The organism is Kaistia defluvii (assembly GCF_026343955.1).
Classification (GTDB): domain Bacteria; phylum Pseudomonadota; class Alphaproteobacteria; order Rhizobiales; family Kaistiaceae; genus Kaistia; species Kaistia defluvii.
In genome coordinates, this window is the sequence record NZ_JAPKNI010000007.1 from 37,592 (window position 1) to 54,558 (window position 16,967).

The 16,967-nt window shown below is 66.3% G+C and carries 16 protein-coding genes; 5 read left to right on the forward strand and 11 right to left on the reverse strand.

Annotated features, from left to right (window positions below; genetic code table 11):
- Positions 1–68: 68 nt before the first annotated feature.
- From OSH10_RS17330 to uraH, 7 genes are all read right to left on the reverse strand, one after another.
- Positions 69–980 (reverse strand): ABC transporter permease, encoded by a 912-nt coding sequence (locus OSH10_RS17330; protein ID WP_266333377.1) that lies wholly within the window; start codon positions 978–980, stop codon positions 69–71.
- An 8-nt stretch (positions 981–988) separates the two neighbouring features.
- Complete coding sequence (locus OSH10_RS17335) at positions 989–2,143, reverse strand: ABC transporter permease (RefSeq protein ID WP_266333195.1); 1,155 nt, start codon at positions 2,141–2,143, stop codon at positions 989–991.
- On the reverse strand, positions 2,133–3,641 hold the full coding sequence (locus tag OSH10_RS17340; protein WP_266333378.1) for an ABC transporter ATP-binding protein: 1,509 nt from the start codon (positions 3,639–3,641) through the stop codon (positions 2,133–2,135). Before OSH10_RS17340 ends, OSH10_RS17335 begins: the two co-directional genes overlap by 11 nt.
- Before the next feature lie 94 nt (positions 3,642–3,735).
- Complete coding sequence (gene xdhC / locus OSH10_RS17345; RefSeq protein WP_266333196.1) at positions 3,736–4,746, reverse strand: xanthine dehydrogenase accessory protein XdhC; 1,011 nt, start codon at positions 4,744–4,746, stop codon at positions 3,736–3,738.
- Between the two features lie 17 nt (positions 4,747–4,763).
- The gene (gene xdhB / locus OSH10_RS17350) at positions 4,764–7,085 is read right to left on the reverse strand and encodes a xanthine dehydrogenase molybdopterin binding subunit (RefSeq protein ID WP_266333197.1); all 2,322 of its coding nucleotides are present in this window, start codon (positions 7,083–7,085) and stop codon (positions 4,764–4,766) included.
- The gene (xdhA, locus tag OSH10_RS17355) at positions 7,072–8,556 is read right to left on the reverse strand and encodes a xanthine dehydrogenase small subunit (RefSeq protein ID WP_266333198.1); all 1,485 of its coding nucleotides are present in this window, start codon (positions 8,554–8,556) and stop codon (positions 7,072–7,074) included. The genes xdhB and xdhA overlap by 14 nt, the downstream gene beginning before the upstream one ends.
- A gap of 5 nt (positions 8,557–8,561) precedes the next feature.
- Entirely contained in the window at positions 8,562–8,915 is a 354-nt protein-coding gene (uraH, locus tag OSH10_RS17360) for a hydroxyisourate hydrolase (protein ID WP_266333200.1), read from the reverse strand.
- Between the two features lie 246 nt (positions 8,916–9,161).
- On the opposite strand from uraH, the gene OSH10_RS17365 reads away from it, so the two are divergent.
- A complete protein-coding gene (locus tag OSH10_RS17365) occupies positions 9,162–10,118 on the forward strand; it encodes a LysR family transcriptional regulator (protein ID WP_266333201.1) in 957 nt (318 codons plus the stop codon).
- A gap of 232 nt (positions 10,119–10,350) precedes the next feature.
- On the opposite strand, the gene OSH10_RS17370 is transcribed toward OSH10_RS17365, so the two are convergent.
- The 4 genes from OSH10_RS17370 to OSH10_RS17385 all read right to left on the reverse strand — a co-directional run bounded on the left by OSH10_RS17370 (position 10,351) and on the right by OSH10_RS17385 (position 14,270).
- Positions 10,351–11,343, reverse strand: a complete 993-nt coding sequence (locus OSH10_RS17370) for a quinone oxidoreductase family protein (protein WP_266333202.1) — start codon at positions 11,341–11,343, stop codon at positions 10,351–10,353.
- Positions 11,344–11,449: 106 nt separating this feature from the next.
- Positions 11,450–12,655 carry an MFS transporter gene (locus OSH10_RS17375; RefSeq protein ID WP_266333203.1) on the reverse strand — a complete coding sequence of 402 codons (1,206 nt, stop codon included), beginning with the start codon at positions 12,653–12,655 and terminating at the stop codon, positions 11,450–11,452.
- Positions 12,656–12,828: 173 nt separating this feature from the next.
- Positions 12,829–13,551, reverse strand: a complete 723-nt coding sequence (locus OSH10_RS17380) for a TerC family protein (protein WP_266333204.1) — start codon at positions 13,549–13,551, stop codon at positions 12,829–12,831.
- 17 nt (positions 13,552–13,568) lie between these two features.
- The gene (locus OSH10_RS17385; protein WP_266333205.1) at positions 13,569–14,270 is read right to left on the reverse strand and encodes a CDP-alcohol phosphatidyltransferase family protein; all 702 of its coding nucleotides are present in this window, start codon (positions 14,268–14,270) and stop codon (positions 13,569–13,571) included.
- A 188-nt stretch (positions 14,271–14,458) separates the two neighbouring features.
- On the opposite strand from OSH10_RS17385, the gene OSH10_RS17390 reads away from it, so the two are divergent.
- From OSH10_RS17390 to hspQ, 4 genes are all read left to right on the forward strand, one after another.
- A complete protein-coding gene (locus OSH10_RS17390; protein WP_266333206.1) occupies positions 14,459–14,896 on the forward strand; it encodes a YeeE/YedE family protein in 438 nt (145 codons plus the stop codon).
- Entirely contained in the window at positions 14,893–15,369 is a 477-nt protein-coding gene (locus OSH10_RS17395; RefSeq protein WP_323181626.1) for a DUF6691 family protein, read from the forward strand. The genes OSH10_RS17390 and OSH10_RS17395 overlap by 4 nt, the downstream gene beginning before the upstream one ends.
- On the forward strand, positions 15,366–16,526 hold the full coding sequence (locus OSH10_RS17400) for a UbiH/UbiF family hydroxylase (RefSeq protein WP_266333207.1): 1,161 nt from the start codon (positions 15,366–15,368) through the stop codon (positions 16,524–16,526). Before OSH10_RS17395 ends, OSH10_RS17400 begins: the two co-directional genes overlap by 4 nt.
- A gap of 101 nt (positions 16,527–16,627) precedes the next feature.
- Positions 16,628–16,963 (forward strand): heat shock protein HspQ, encoded by a 336-nt coding sequence (gene hspQ, locus OSH10_RS17405; protein ID WP_266333208.1) that lies wholly within the window; start codon positions 16,628–16,630, stop codon positions 16,961–16,963.
- Positions 16,964–16,967: the final 4 nt, after the last annotated feature.

The window sequence follows — 16,967 nt, forward strand, 5'->3', positions numbered from 1 at the left end:
CCATTTGCGATCCACTCCATTCAGGATTTCACCGCGGATCGCTGCGGCATGTCCCGGACAAGCGTTCCCTAGCGGTCGGGAACGAAAGATTGGCCGAGCGCTGCCGGCGTATTGGCCCGGACGAGCGCGCGGTTGCGCGAAATGATCACCAGCACGATGACGGTGGTGAGATAGGGCAGCGCCGACAGGAACTGCGACGGCACGCCGACGCCGAGCGCCTGGGCATGCAGCTGCAGGATGCTGACGCCACCGAACAGCAAAGCGCCGATCGCGACGCGTCCCGGCAGCCAGGTGCCGAACACGACAAGCGCCAGCGCGATCCAGCCGCGCCCCGCCGTCATCGCCTGCGTCCATTGCGGCGTGTAGACGAGCGAGAGATAGGCTCCCGCGAGGCCCGAGCAGGCGCCGCCGAACAGCACCGCCATGAAGCGGACGCGGATGACGCTATAGCCCAGCGCGTGCGCCGAGACATGGCTGTCGCCGACGGCGCGCAGGACCAGTCCGCCGCGCATGCGGAACAGGAACCACGACACCGCGATGGTGATCGCGACGGCGAGATAGGTGAGCGGATCGAGCCGGAACAGCAGGCCGACGACCGGCAGGTCGCTGAGCCCGGGGATCGAGACGCGCGCCAGTCCCGCACCCGGCACGCCGACGAAGGCGTCGCCGATCAGCCCGGAAAGGCCGAGCCCGAACAGGGTCAGCGCCAGTCCCGACGCCACCTGGTTGGCAACGAAGATCAGCGTCACCACGCCGAACAGCGCCGCCATCGCCATGCCGGCGAGGATCGCGCCGACAACGCCGAGCGCGATGTTGCCGGTCGAATGCGCCACGGCGAAGCCGATGACGGCGCCCATCGCCATCATGCCTTCGACGCCGAGATTGAGCACGCCCGAGCGTTCCGTCACCAGTTCGCCGATCGAGGCGAACAGCAGCGGCGTCGCGGCGGTGATGATGGTGAGCAGGATGCCTTCCAGCATGAGCCCGGTCATGACGTCACCGTGCCGGTCTGGAGGGTCGGGGTTCGAACGATCTGCAGCCGGTAGAAGATGAAGCTGTCGCAGGCCAGCACGAAGAACAGCAGCATGCCCTGGAACACCCGCGTCGTCTGGTCGGACATGCCGAGCGCGATCTGCGCGCCCTCGCCACCGAGATAGGAGAGCGCCAGCAGGAAGCCGGCAAAGATCGCGCCGATCGGGTTCAGCCGTCCCAGGAAGGCAACGATGATCGCCGTGAAGCCGTAGCCGGGAGAAACCGACGTGCGAAGCTGGCCGACCGGGCCGGCGACCTCGCAGATGCCGGCAAGGCCCGCCAGCGCGCCCGAGATCAGGAAGGTCAGCAGCACCATGCGGTTCTGGCTGAAGCCGGCAAAGGCCCCTGCCCGCGGCGCCTGGCCCAGCACCTTGATCTGGAAGCCCATCTTGGTCCAGCGCATCAGGAACCAGGCGGCGAAGGCCGCGATGAAGACGAAGATCAGGCTGATCCGGATGTTGGTGTCGAACAGCGTCGGCAGCACCTGGCCGCCGTCGAAGGCACGGCTATCCGGGAAATTGTGGCCTTCCGGGTTACGCCACGGTCCGCGCGCCAGATAGTCGAGAAAGAGCTGCGCCACATAGACCAGCATCAGGCTGGTCAGGATCTCGTTGGTGCCGAAGCGGATCTTGAGCAGCGCCGGGATCGCGGCATAGGCCATGCCACCCAGCATGCCGAGAACAAGCATGGCCGGCAGCATGAAGGGGCCGTGCCAGTCGGGGAAGAAGATTGGCAGGAACGAGCCGGTGATCGCGCCCACGGCGATCTGGCCTTCGGCGCCGATGTTCCAGGTGTTCGAGAGGTAGCAGAGCGACAGGCCGATCGCGACGAGGATGATCGGCGTGGCCTTGGCGACCAGTTCCTCGAGCGACCAGAGCTCGGTCAGCGGCTCGATGAAGAAGACATAGAGGAAGCGGCCGTAATCGACGAAGCCCTGTTGCAACGCGCCGAAGAAGCCGCCCGATGCCGGGTTCGACAGGTCGACCGTCGACAGCCGCCAGACGATCACGATCAGCGCCCCGCCGATCAGCGTCAGCAGCAGCGCCAGCAATGGCGACAGATAGGCCATGGCGGCGGAACGCTCGCCACGCCGGACCAGTTCAACCCGCATGTAGTGCCCCCCGGTCGGCCGTCAGCGGCTCGCCCATACCGCCCATCAGCAGGCCGATTTCCTCGCGCGTCAACCCGGAGGTCGGCCGCGAGGGCGAAAGATGTCCCTTGGAGATCACCGCGACGTGGTCGGCGATTTCCAGAACCTCGTCGAGATCCTGGCTGATCACCAGAATGGCGGAGCCGGAACGGGCAAGGTCGATCAGCGCCTGGCGGATGATCGCGGCGGCGCCGGCATCGACGCCCCAGGTCGGCTGGCTGACGACCAGCACGCCGGGCTGGCGGTCGATCTCGCGCCCGACGACGAATTTCTGCAGATTGCCGCCGGAAAGCGAGCCCGCTTCCGGGTCCGGCGTGCCCTTGCGGACATCGAAGGAGCGGCTGATGCGGTCGGCCAGTTGCCGGGCCGCGTCGGTATCGAGAACACCGGCGCGCAGCAGGTGATCGCCGGTGGAATGGCGGGTCAAAAGCACATTGTCGGAAAGCCGCATGCGCGGCACGGCACCGTGGCCGAGGCGCTCTTCCGGCACGAAGGCGGCGCCAAGCCGGCGGCGCGCGGTCACGCCGCTATTGCCGCAGGGCTTGCCGTCGATCGACACCGACGCGGCGCGGTCGCAGGTTCGCTCGCCGGAAAGGGCGTCGAACAGTTCGCCCTGCCCGTTGCCGGCGATCCCGGCGATCCCCATCACTTCACCGGCCTTGACCTCCAGCGAAATATGGCTGAGCGCGACGGCGAAGGGATGCGGCTGCGGCAGCGAAAGGTCGGTGACGGAAAGACGGGTGCGCGTGTTCTGCGGCGGCGGCAGGTCGGAGGAAAGCTTGCGCACCTCGACACCGACCATCATGGTCGCGAGCTTCGCCGCCGTCTCCTTCTGCGGATCGCATTCGGAAACGACCTTGCCGTGGCGCAGGATCGTCGCGTGGTGGCAGATGCGCTTCACTTCTTCCAGCCGATGGCTGATGTAGAGCACGGCGCAGCCGCGCGCCGTCAGCTTGTCGAGCGTGACGAACAGGTCATCGGCCTCCTGCGGCGTCAGCACCGAGGTCGGCTCGTCCATGATGATCAGTTCGGGGTTCTGCAGCAGGCAGCGCACGATCTCGACCCGCTGCCGCTCGCCGACCGAAAGATCGGCCACGACGGAGGAAGGGTTCAGCGGCAGGCCGTATTCGACGGAGATCTGCTCGATTTCGCGCGCTAGGGCCGAGCGGCTTTTCCGGTCGGAAAGCGCCAGCGCGATGTTCTCGACGACGGTCAGCGCCTCGAACAGCGAGAAATGCTGGAACACCATGCCGATGCCGAGCTTTCGCGCGGCGGAGGGGCTCGGAATGCCGACCGGCTGGCCCTTCCAGAGGATGCGGCCCTCGGTCGGCTGCAGCACACCATAGAGGATCTTGACCAGCGTCGACTTGCCGGCGCCGTTCTCGCCCAGCAGCGCATGGATCTCGCCGGGGCGGATCGCAAGGTCGATGCCGTCATTGGCCTTGAAGGCGCCGAACATCTTGGTGATGCCGGTCGCATGCAGCAGCGGCGGGCTGTCCGGGCGCTGCCGGCTCTGCGCTGGCGTCTCGGCGCCTGCCAGAATGACCTCCACGTCAGCGTCCCCCCACTGCCAGCGCCGATGGATCGGCGGGCTCCGTCGTTCCCAGCGCATGCACATGCCGCAAGGCTTCGTCGCGTACAAGTAGATCGGCAGCGACGGATGCCGCAATAGCCGCGGGGAGCTTCGATTTGATGCCGGGGACGCCGATCGGCGAAATCAGCCGTTCGATGTCGTCCTTCGCCAGCCCGGCGCGCTCGAGCTGATGCGAGAAGCGGGCCCGCTTGGTCTCGCTGCCGATCAGCCCGACATAGGCAAAACGCTGGTCCTTCAAGGCTCGCGCGACGATGGCGAGGTCGAGCGCATGGCTGTGCGACATCACCAGCACGAAGCTGCCATGCGGCGCGCCATCGAGCGCCGTCGGCGTATCCTGTGCCGGTTCGCAGCGCACATTGGCCGGAACATATTGTGGAAAGGCATCGGGCCGAGGGTCGACCCAGACGATCCGGAACGGCAGCGGCGCCAGCGCCATCACCAAGGCGCGGCCGACATGCCCTGCCCCGAAGAGATAGAGGACGCGGCTGTCGTCGCCAAAGCCCTCTTCCACCACGCCGTGATCGACACGCGCCGAGCCGATGGGAAGACGGCTGGCAGGATCGATCGTGCGATGCAGCTTGCCGTCTGATTGCTGCGTGGCGCGGGTACGGAAGAGTCCCGCCGCCTCCGCCTGGGCCAGCGCCTCGATCTCGGCCCGGCGCGAGCGGTCGAACACTTCGAGGGCCAGGTCGACGCGCCCGCCGCAGCATTGGCCGAGCTCCGGCCCGAGCGCGACGCGCTGGCTGGCGTAGAAATGCGGGGTGGGTCGGGCTAGCGCGGCCTGCAGGTCGGCGATGACGCGCCATTCCAGCGTGCCGCCGCCGATCGTGCCGAAGAAGCTGGCGTCCGGCAGCACGACGATGCGCGCCCCCGCCTCGCGCGGCGCCGATCCGCGCGTCTCCACGATCGTCGCCATGGCGGCCTTGCCCTGACGATCGATCGCTTGGAGGAGACGCTGCCAGACCAACATGATCTATCCTGCCCTCATCAAGCGGCCGCCATGCCGCGCACCGCCCGCATGATCGCTTCCGGCGTGGCCGGGGCGTCGAGGGCGGGCATGACGCCCGGTTTCAGGCTGGCGATCGCATTGTTGATCGCGCAGAACACCGAAATGCCGAGCATCAGCGGCGGTTCGCCGACGGCCTTCGACTTGAATATGGTGTCTTCGCGCGGTCCTTCCGACTGGAAAAGTTCGACCCGGAAGTGCTCGGGAATATCCGACGCGGCGGGGATCTTGTAGGTCGAGGGCGCATGCGTGCGCAGGCGGCCCTGCTTGTCCCAGACCAGTTCCTCCGTCGTCAGCCAGCCCATGCCCTGGACGAAGCCACCCTCGATCTGGCCGATGTCGATCGCCGGATTGAGAGACTTGCCGACATCGTGCAGCACGTCGACCCGGTCGACCTTCATCTCGCCGGTCATGGTGTCGATGGTGACTTCCGAGCAGGACGCGCCATAGGCGAAATAGAAGAACGGCCGTCCCTCGGCCTTGTCGCGGTTCCAGGCGATCTTCGGCGTCTTGTAGAAGCCCGAGGCCGAAAGCTGGACGCGCTCGACATAGGCGGCGTTGGCAAGCTCCGCCAGGCTCATGACGTGGTTGCCGATGATCACCTGGTTGTCGCGGAACGAAACCTGGCCGCGGCGGACCTGCCACTTTTCCTCGATGAAGGCGTAGAGCCGGTCCTTGATGATGTTGCAGGCGTTGAGCGCCGCCATGGCGTTAAGGTCGGTGCCGGAGGAGGCAGCGGTCGGCGAGGTGTTGGGCACCTTGTCGGTCCGCGTCGCCGTGATCGCGACCTTGCCCATGTCGACGCCGAATTCCTCGGCCACGACCTGCGCCACCTTGAGGAACAGCCCCTGCCCCATCTCGGTGCCGCCATGGTTCAGGTTGAGCGAACCGTCGCGATAGAGGTGCAGCAGGGCGCCGGCCTGGTTCAGCATCATCAGCGTGAAGGAGATGCCGAACTTCACCGGCGTCAGCGCCAGGCCCTTCTTCAGGATGCGACTCTCGGCGTTGAAGGCGGTGATTTCCTCGCGCCGCGCCCAGTAGTCCGAGCTCGCCTCCAGCTGCGCCACCAGCGGCTGCAGCAGATTGTCCTCGACCTTCATGCCATAGGGCGTGTGGTCGCGGTCGCCCTGATAGAAGTTCAGCTTGCGGATCTCGAGCGGATCCTTGCCGAGCGTATAGGCGACATGATCCATCATCCGCTCGGCAAAGGTCATGCCCTGCGGGCCGCCGAAACCGCGGAAGGCGGTGTTGGAGACGGTATTGGTCCGCATCCTGCGGGTGAGAACCCGGCAGGTCGGATAGAAATACGAATTGTCCGAGTGGAACATCGTCCGGTCGACGACGCCCATGGAAAGGTCCTCGGAATGGCCGCAGCGCGCATTGAGCGCGACATCGACCGTTTCCAGCAGCCCCTCGGCGCTGGCGCCCACACGGTAATCGACGCGGAAGTCGTGCCGCTTGCCGGTCATGATCATGTCGTCGTCGCGGTCGAGCCGCATCTTGCAGGGACGCCCGGTCTTGTGTGCAGCGAGCGCCGCCAGAACGGCCCATTGCGAGGCCTGGCTCTCCTTGCCGCCGAACCCGCCGCCCATGCGGCGGATCTCGACCGTGACGGCGCTCGACGGCATGTGCAGCGCATGGGCGACGAGGTGCTGGACCTCGCTCGGGTGCTGGGTCGAGGAATAGACGAACATCTCGCCCGCCTCGCCCGGCACGGCAAACGCGACCTGGCCTTCGAGATAGAAATGCTCCTGCCCGCCGATGCGGAAGCTCGCCTCCAGCTTGAGCGGCGAAGCGGCAAGGCCCGCCTCGACATCGCCGCGGCCAAAGGCATATTCCGGCAGGACGGTATCGGTCGTGTCGGCGAGATCGATCGCCGGCGCCTCGGCAACGGTCGTGATCTTCGCCTTCTTGGCGGCGCGGCGCGCGATATCGCGCGTCTTCGCCACCACGACGAACACGACCTGCCCGTGGAAGCGGATTTCGTCGACGGCAAGGGTCGGATCGTCGCCGATCAGCTTGGGGCTGACGTCGTTGACGCCGGGAATGTCGGCTGCCGTCAGCACCGCGACGACGCCGGGAAAGGCGCGCACGGCGTCGAGGTCGAGGCCGGTGATCCGTCCCTTCGCGATCGGCGCGTAGCCGGGCGCGACATGCAGCGTGCCGGCCGGCTCGCGGATGTCGTCGATATAGGCGGCGGCGCCGGTCACATGGCGCGGCGCGCTGTCATGCGGCAGCGGCTTGCGGATGACGGCGAGGTCTGCATCGGTGGTCACGGGCGAAATCCTGCTATTCAGCGGCATGGACAAAGCCCTCCCGCCGTCCGACCAGACGGGTGCGCGAGGTCGGTGTTCCGGCGGCCTCGATCAAGGCCTTGCCGAGCAGCGCATGCGCCGTCTCGGCCCGGTAGCTGGCGCTGGCGCGATGATCGTCGAGCGGCGTGAAATCTGACCGCAACGCCTCGAACGCCCGGGCCCAGGCAGCGGTGTCGCGAATGCCGGCGCCATGCAGCGCCGATTCCGCGCCCTTGGCCCGTTTCGGCGTTCCGGCCATGCCCCCATAGGCGATGCGCGCCTCGGTGATGATCCCTTCCGGATTGATGGTGAACCGGAAGGCGCCCATGACCGAGGAGATGTCCTGGTCGAAGCGCTTGGTCACCTTGTAGCAGCGGAATATCTGGTCCGGCCGCAGCTTCGGCACCAACAGGCCGGTGACGAACTCGCCCGACGCCCGGTTCTGCTTGCCATATTCGATGTAGAAATCCTCGACGGGCAGGATGCGCGAGCGATCGCGGCGGCGCAGTTCCATCGTCGCGCCAAGCACGATAAGCGCCGGTGGCGTATCGCCGATCGGAGAGCCATTGGCGACATTGCCGCCGACCGTTCCGCGCGCGCGCACCTGCTTCGAGCCGATGCGGCGGAAGAGTTCGCCGAGGTCGGGGTCGATCGCCTGCATGTAGGGCTCGACGCTGGCATAGGTCGCGGCCGCGCCGATCAGGACCTCGCGGCCGGTATCCTCGACGCCGTCCAGTCCCCTGACCCGGCCGAGATGGATGATCTTGGGCAGGTCGCGCAGCTGCTTGGTGATCCAGAGGCCTACATCGGTGGCGCCGGCGACAATCGTCGCATCGGGATGCTGCGCGTAGAGCGCGGCCAGTCCATCCACCGAGGCGGGCGCGGCGAAGAAGCGCTCGTCATTGCCGATGAAGATGTCGCTGTCGTCGGCGATGAAGTTCAGGATCCCGGCCGTATCCTCGGCCGCCTTGCGGAACCTGTCGTCGCGCGGGGTGGCGCAGGCGGCAAGCGCCGCCTCGACGATGGGCCGGTAGCCGGTGCAGCGGCAGAGATTGCCGGCGATGGTATCGTTGATCTGGTCGCGACCCACTGCACCTTCCGTGCCCTGGTAGAGCGCGAAGATGCTCATCACGAAGCCGGGTGTGCAGAAGCCGCATTGCGAGCCGTGCTTCTCGACCATCGCCGCCTGGACGGGATGGAGCTGGTCCCCTTCCGCCAGATCCTCGACCGCGACGATCTCGGCGCCGTCGACCATGCCGAGCAGCTGGATGCAGGCATTGACCGGCTCGTAGACGACCTTGCCGTTGCGCGGGCGGCCGATCGCGACGGTGCAGGCGCCGCAGTCGCCCTCGCCGCAGCCTTCCTTGGTTCCCGTCGCCCCTTCGGTCAGGCGCAGATGATCGAGCAGCGTCATCATCGGATCGACATTGGCGACCTCGACGATCTTGCCGCGGCGGAGAAAACGAACGGTCTCGCGCATGCTGCTCAGCTGCCCCGATAGGTCGAATAGCCGTAAGGCGAGATCAGCAGCGGCACATGATAATGCTCGTCTGCCGAGGCGATGCCGAAGCGGATCGGGATCACGTCGAGAAATAGCGTGGCCGGCAGGGTCTCGTCCACGCCCCGGAGATAATCCCCGGCATGGAAGACGAGCTCGTAGCTGCCCTCCTCCAGCGCCGGGCCCTCGAGCAGCGGCCCACCATCGACCCGGCCGTCGGCATTGGTCGTGACCGTCTTCAACAGGATCGGATCGGCCCCGAGCCTGTAGAGGTCAATTTTCAGGCCCGCGGCGGGCCGGCCAGCAGCGGTATCGAGAACATGTGTGGTGAGGCGACCCATTTCGGTCCGTATCCAATGCTTCTCGCGCGTCCGGTTCGGACGAAGATAGAGAGATGCCTAAGGTTTGATCAAATGGAATTTTTGATCATTTGGTGCATCCTAATGCGGCAGGCGATGACTGCAACGCAATCCTGCGGCCATCCCCCATCATCATGCTAGAACGCCTCCAATGTCCATGATACTGCCAGTTGAAGCGCAAGGTGCTGCCGAAAAGGCAGCAATTGCAGGGATGGCAAGGTGGCGCGGATGGTCTTTGACAACAAGAACACCCTCTCGCCCGCCAGCCTGGCGCGGCTGTTTCATACGCCCTCGCTGATCTACTTCACGATGGTCGCCGAGACCCTGTCGATGCGCGAAACCGCGCGCCGGCTGAACGTGGCCTCCTCGGCCGTGGCGCGGCAGATCGGCCATCTCGAGCAGACGCTGGAAATGGCCCTCTTTGTCCGCGAGTCGCGCCGGCTGCGCCTGACGCCGGCGGGCGAGATCCTCTACCGCCACTCCCGGCAGCTCGCGGCTCCGCTCGAGGCGGCAGTGTCGCAGCTGAGCCTGCTGGCCGGGCTCAAGACCGGTACCGTCCGCATCGCCACGGTCGAGAGCGTCGGATTGACCATCCTACCAGGGATCGTCGCGGATTTCAGCGCGCAATATCCGAGCCTTCATGTCGATATCCGCATGGCTTCGGCGCAGGAGGCGATCGCCATGGTCGTGGATTCCGAGGTCGATATCGGCTTCACCTTTCTGGCGGCGCAGCATCGGGGCATCGAGATTGCGATCCGGCGTGACCTGCCGATCGGAGCGGTGATGCGGGCCGATCACCCGCTCGCGGGCGAGATGCGGCCGAGCTTTGCCACCTGCTTTTCCCACGCCTTCGCGGTGCCGCGGCATGGATTGTCGATCCGCGAGGTGATCGAGCCCTTTCTCACCCAGGACGCGTCGCGCGGGCGCTCCTTCGTCGAAGTGAACTCGATCCGCATGCTGTTCGAACTGGCCAAGACCGGTCGCTACCTGTCCTTCATGACGCCGCTCGGCATCGAGCGGGAGCTGGCCAGCGGCGAGGTCGTGTTCCGGCCGATCGCCGACAAGGGCCTGCCGCTCAACCGGTTCGGCATGGTGATCCGCAAAGGCGGCGACCTGCGCTACGCCCCCGCCGCCTTCTTCAACCTCGCCAGCAGCCACTTCGCGGCGCGTGACGGGCTGTCTTGAAAGGGTTTGGGCAGGGGCAGAGCTCGTCCCTGCAGGACAGGCACTCACCTCTCCCTGAGGGAGAGGTCGGAGCGAAGCTCCGGGTGAGGGTTTAGGGAACGCTCCGGACAGAGCGTCAGTCCGAAGAGCCAGTCGCGGCGAGGCCGTAAACCCTCTCCCTCCGGGATGACGGCGGAGGAGGCACGAACATATCCGTTTAGGGGTCGACGAAGCCGGATGCGAAAATCCCGCCCTACGGAATCAGCACCACCGAGCCTGTCGTCTGCCGACCTTCCAGCGCGCGCTGGGCTTCGGCGGCGTCGGCGAGCCTGTAGGTCTGCGGTTCCGCCACGACGACCTTGCCCGACAGGATGACGTCGAACAGATCCTTCGCCGTCTCGACCAGTTCGCTCCGCTCCGCGACATAGCCGCCCAGCGACGGGCGCGTCGCGAACAGCGAGCCCTTCTGGTTCAGGATGCCGATCGAGAAGGGCGGCACCGCGCCGGAGGCGTTGCCGAATGAAACCCACATCCCGCGCCGCTTCAGGCAGTCGAGCGAGGCCGGGAACGTGTCCTTGCCGACCGAGTCGTAGACGACGTCGACCTTGGCGCCGCCGGTGATCTCCGCGACGCGTTCGACGAAATTCTCTGTGCGGTAGTTGATGACATGGTCGCAGCCGAGCTTGCGGGCGATTGCCGCCTTTTCCTCCGAGCCGACCGTGCCGATCACGGTGGCGCCCAGCGCCTTGGCCCACTGCGTGGCGATCTGGCCGACGCCGCCGGCGGCCGCGTGATAGAGGATGGTGTGGGCGGGGCCGACCTTGAACGTCTCGCGCAGAAGGTAGCGTGCGGTCATGCCCTTCAGCATCGACGAGGCGGCGATCTCGTCGCTGATGCCATCGGGGATGTGGATCAGCCGGGCCGCCGGCGACAGGCGCGCCTCGGCATAGGAGCCCATCGGATCGGCATAGCCGACGCGGTCACCGACCTTGAACTCGGCGACGCCCTCGCCGACCGCCTCGACGACACCGACGCCCTCGCTGCCGAGCACGAAGGGGAACGGACCGGGCGCCGGATAGAGGCCGGTGCGGAAATAGGTATCGACGAAATTGAGGCCGATGGCCGTGTGGCGAAGGCGTACCTGGCCCGGTCCGGGGGCGCCGACCTCGACCTTGTCGAAGGAAAGCACCTCCGGTCCGCCATGCGAATGAACCCGGATGGCGTGAACCTCGATCGCCTCGACCATGACCGTCTCCTGCTCTCTGCTATACCCCGCGCGGACGTCCAACAGGCGGGGCGCACGGGCGTGGAATGAAGGAGGCCGGCGCTGCGGCCGGCCTCTTCCGCCCAGGCTATACCGACTCGGCGGCGGTGTCGCGGGCGCCATCCTTGGCCGGGATCCGCGTGCTGGCGGGCTTGCGCGGCCGCACTTCGCCGGAGAGAAGCAGGCTCATCAGGGTCGCAAGCAGCAGGGTCGCCATGCCCATCCGATAGCCGCCGACCTGGGCGACGAAGCCGACCATGGGTGGCCCGAGCAGGAATCCCGAGAAGGAGAGCAGCGACAGCGCCGCGACGTTGACGGCGGGCGGGCCCTCGCGCGAGGCCGCCGCCGTGACGGCGAGCGGGAAGACGATCGAAACGCCGAATCCGGTCGCGGCCGCGCCGACGATCACCATGAACGGGTTGATCGCGAACACCATGACCAGCAGGCCGACCAGCGCCACCGTGCAGCAGACGCGGGCCATCTGCATCGCGCCATAGCGCATGGAGAGCCAGTCGCCTACCAGGCGGCCAAACGCCATCACCAGGCTGAAGGCGGTCAGCGCATAGCCCGTCGTCGGCGGCGTGGCGCCGAAGACGTCGCGCAGATAGATGGCGCTCCAGTCGATGATCCCGCCTTCGACCAGCAGCATGCCGAAGGCGAACAGGCAGAGCAGCACGATCTTCGGCGAAGGCAGAACGAAGGAGGATGTCTTGACCTTCGGCGCGTCGTCCTCGGCCGTCTCGATATGTGGCAGGCGCGACGCCAGCGCCTCGCCGATCACGAACACGCAGACCACGACCACGATCATGTGGATCTCGGGCGGCAGGTTGTAGGTGGCTGCGAGCGATCCCGTGATGCTGCCGCCCATCAGGCCGAAGCTCCAGAAAGCATGGCAGCGCGACATGACCGTGCGGCCGATGGTGCGGCCGATCCGGTCCGCCGTGACGTTGAGAGCGACCTCCAGCGGGCCCATGCCGAGACCGACCAGGACGAGCGCGAAGAACAGCAGCGTCGGCGTGGGCGCGAAGCCCGGCAGCAGCAACGGCACGAGCAGCAGCGGGAAGCCGATCTTGATCGCGCGGCGCGGCCCGAGCCATTCGACGACGGCGCCGGAGAACGCCATCGAGGTGACGAGACCGATCGGGACGCCGAGCAGGCAGATCGCCAGGGTCGCCGGGTCCATTCCGAGCTTGTGCTGGACGTCCGGAATACGGATCAGCCAGTTCGCCATCGAGCTGGAATAGAAGAAGAACAGCGCCATGATGAGGCGAGCGGACGCGAAGGAAAGGCCCATTCCGGACTCTGTCGTTGCTGGGTGGTGGACGCAGCCGGGACCGCGTGGATGGATGCGCCATCCGGGCGTATACGCCCGCCAAAAGGGGGAAATCCCTTGTACAGGCGCCCCCTACCCCATGCAACCGATTCTAGAACCGATTCAATCGGCCGGATCCGGACAAAAACGCCCTGTCAGGACGTCTTCTTGCGGTTTCGCTGCGCAACCACGTTGAGAACCTCCACCAGGGTGGAAAAGGCCATCGCCGCGTAGAGGTAGCTGCGCGGGATGTGGAAGCCGATGCCATCGGCGATGAGCGCCGCGCCGATCATCAGCAGGAAGGCCAGGGCCAGCATCTTGGTGGTCGGGTGGTGCTCGATGAAGTGCGAGATCGGGCCGGAAGCGATGTACATGACGATCATCGCGACGATGACCGCTGCGATCATGATCTCGAGATGCTCCGCCATGCCGATCGCGGTGATGATCGAATCGACCGAGAAGACGATGTCGATGACGATGATCTGCGAGACGATGGCGGCGAAACCGGCCGTGATCGGGCCGGACGCGCCGTCCCCCTCGCCCTCGACGCCCTTATGGATCTCGTGCGTCGCCTTGTAGACAAGGAACAGGCCACCGGCGAGCAGGATCAGGTCGCGCCATGAGAAGGGGTGGTCGAACAGGGTGAAGACAGGCTGGGTCAGGCCGACGAGATAGGCCAGCACCATCAGCAGCAGGATGCGGAACACCAGCGCCAGCCCAAGGCCGATCTGGCGGGCGCGCTTGGCCTGATGTGCCGGCAACCGCGCGACGAGGACCGAGATGAAGACGATGTTGTCGATGCCGAGGACGATTTCCATGACGGAAAGGGTCAGGAAACTGGCCCATGCGGCCGGCTGGAAGAGGAGATCGACGTTCATCTGGCGCGGCGCCTTGGTTAGGTTTTCTGGGGCAGGCGGAAGCGCGTGGCCTGCAGCACCGCGCCGATAAAGGTCAGATAGATGGTCGTGAGCCCCAGACCCGCCAGCACGAGCGGGTTCGGCCGGAGCTGGGCAAAGACCGCGAGCAGGGAAAAGACCGACCAGGCCAGCGTCACCAGGAGCGTCAGCGGCCGCAGCCGCTTCACCCGGACCGGGTGGACGAATTCGACCGGCGAGAAGGTCAGCGCCGCCAGCGCCACGATGACAACCACGGAAAAGATCGGCGATGGCGCGAACACCATCAGCACGAACACCACCATGTTCCACACCGCCGGAAAGCCGCGGAAGCCATATTCGCGCGTCTTCATCCGCGTATCCGCGAAATACAACGCGCCGATGACGGCAACGAGAATGCCGGCGGGCGCCGCCAGCGAAGGCGGCATCAGGTCCGAACGCGCCAGGATCAGGGCGGGAATGAAGACATAGGTCGTGTAGTCGATCACCATGTCGAGGATCGCGCCATCGAACCACGGCACCCGCTCGCCAACGCGAAAGCCGCGCGCCAGCGGGCCGTCGACGGCATCGACGAACAGCGCCGCTCCGAGCCAGATGAAAACCTCGACCCATGCGCCGCGCAGGACGGCAAGCGCCGCCAGCATCGCGAATCCGGCACCGCTCGCCGTAAGGAGATGAACGGCCCAAGTCTTCGTCGTCGGCATGAGGCTCCCCTGCTGCACCGGCCGCCAGGAGATGGGAGCCGCATCCAGCGCCTTTGGCTGTATGGACTGTCGATACGTGCAGAACGGCTTACTGGCAATAGCCTCTGCGGCGTCATGACCTGCGACATCTGACAGGATTGCCCCTCCCCAGCACCTCGATCACCATGCCGGCAACTCGGGAGACCCGCATGATCGGCTTTTCGCCCATATCCGCGACCATCGGAGGCGCCTTGATCGGCGCGGCCGCTGGCTTGCTATGGATCGTCAATGGCCGCATCGCCGGCATCTCCTCCATATTCGGCGCGGCCCTGTCTCCACGTCTCGACCATGGCGCGTGGCGGCTGCTGTTTCTCGTCGGTCTCCCGCTCGGCGCCGCGATCGGCGTAGCCGTCGCGCCGCATCTGATTTCCGACGCGTCGCCGGCCATGCCGAGCCTCGGAATCGGTCGCTACGAATTGGCCGCTTCCGGGCTTCTCGTCGGAATCGGCACGGCGCTGGCGCGCGGCTGCACCTCGGGCCACGGCGTCTGCGGGCTGGCGCGGCTGTCGGTTCGCTCGATCGTAGCCGTCCTTGTCTTCATGCTCTCCGCCATCGCCACCGTCTATCTCGTGAGGCACGGGCTTTGATCGCGCGACCCACCGCGTTTTATGGCGGCGCGCTCGCCTCGGGGCTGCTGTTCGGTCTCGGGCTGGCGATCTCCGGCATGATCTATCCGGCCAAGGTGAAGGCCTTCCTCGATATAGGGGCCATCGCCACGGGGGGCTGGGACCCGAGCCTTGCCTTCGTTCTCGCATCGGCCGTGCTGGTCAGCATGGCGGCCATCCGCATCGCGCACCGCCACCGGCATCCGCTCGCGGCCTCGACCTTCTCCGGTCCGGCAGCCCGGCGCGTCGATTCCCCGCTGGTGCTCGGTTCGGTCCTGTTCGGGATCGGCTGGGGCCTCTCCGGCTTGTGCCCGGGCCCTGCGATCGCCAATATCGCCTTCGCGCTGCCCGACATATTGATCTTTCTCGTCGCGATGGCGATTGGTGCCCTGGCCGTCCGGCTGGTCCGGAGCCGATCGAACCCAGGCGATTCAAGAACGCAGGCCCAGTCATGAGTGATGATCTTCGCGATGTTGCCGTCGTCGGCGGCGGCCCGGCGGGGCTGGTTGCGGCCTTACTCGCACGTCGTCACGGCGCGTCGGTCACGCTGATCGCCCCTGAAGCACCACCGCGCGACGAGCGCACCGTTGCCATGCTTGGCGCCTCGGTCGAAATTCTCCAGGAAACCGGCATCTGGGCATCGCTGGAAGCGAAATCCGCGCCGCTGCGTACCATGCGAATCGTCGATGCGACGCGCCGCCTGATCCGGGCGCCGCTGGTCGAATTCCATGCGCATGAGGTCGGGCGCGAGGCATTCGGCTACAATATTCCGAACGCCGTGCTCATCGCGGCGCTCGATGAAGCGATCGAACAGGCCGGTATCGAACGGGTCACGGGGTTCGCATCGGAAATCCTGCCATCGGAGGATTCGGTCCGCGTCGTGACCACCGATGGCGCAGCGGTGCGGACGAAACTTCTCGGCGCGGCGGATGGCCGGCGTTCCAAGGCCCGCGAAGCGGCTGGCCTCGCCGTCCGCAGCTGGTCCTATCCGCAGGCGGCACTGGTGGCGAACATCGCCCACAGCCGGCCGCACGACGATGTCTCGACGGAGTTCCACACCGAAACCGGCCCGTTCACCATCGTGCCGATGCCCGGCCTGCGCTCGGCGATCGTCTGCGTCGAAAGCGCTGCGGAAGCCGAGCGGCTGTCGAAACTCGACGACGAGGCGCTGGCGGCCGAATTCGAACGGCGCTCGCGCTCGATCGTCGGCAAGATCACGATTGCCGGCAACCGGCAGGTCTTCCCGCTTTCCGGCCAGACGGCGCGTCATTTCGCGGCCCGTCGCATCGCGCTGATCGGCGAAGCGGCGCATGTGTTCCCGCCGATCGGCGCACAAGGGCTCAATCTGGGCCTGCGCGACGCGGCGGCCTTTGCTGGCGTGGTGCGCGACCATGGCGCCGATCCCGGCAGCGCCGAGGCGCTGTCCGCCTATGATCGCGCCCGGATCGGCGATGTCCTGTCGAGGACGACGGCGGTCGATGCGCTGAACCGCACCCTGCTGACCGACTTCCTGCCGGTCCAGGCCCTGCGCGGTGTCGGCCTCTACGCCATCGACCGTCTGCCGAAGCTGAAGCGCCTGGTGATGCGGCAAGGGCTTACGCCGCATCTTTGAACGACGTCGGCAAAGGGGCTTCGGGCGGCTATTTGGTCCGCAGAGGTTGACGCGGCCGGAACATCGTGGCTTTTGGCCAGCCCGTGACAAATGGACAGGCCATGGTTCAGCCGCGTACAGCCAAATTCCAGATCGGACAAATCGTCCGCCACCGGAGCTTCCCGTTTCGGGGCGTTGTCTTCGACGTCGATCCGGTCTTCTCGAACACGGAAGAATGGTGGGATGCGATCCCCGCCGATGCGCGCCCATCCCGAGACCAGCCCTTCTATCACCTGCTCGCCGAGAACGCCGATACCGAGTATGTCGCCTATGTCTCGGAGCAGAACCTGCTGGTCGACGATTCAGACGAGCCGCTGCGACACCCGCAGATCCGCGAGTATTTTTCCGAGCGTCGGGGCGACGTCTATGTGACCCGCAAGGTGGGTTCGCTGAATTAGTGCG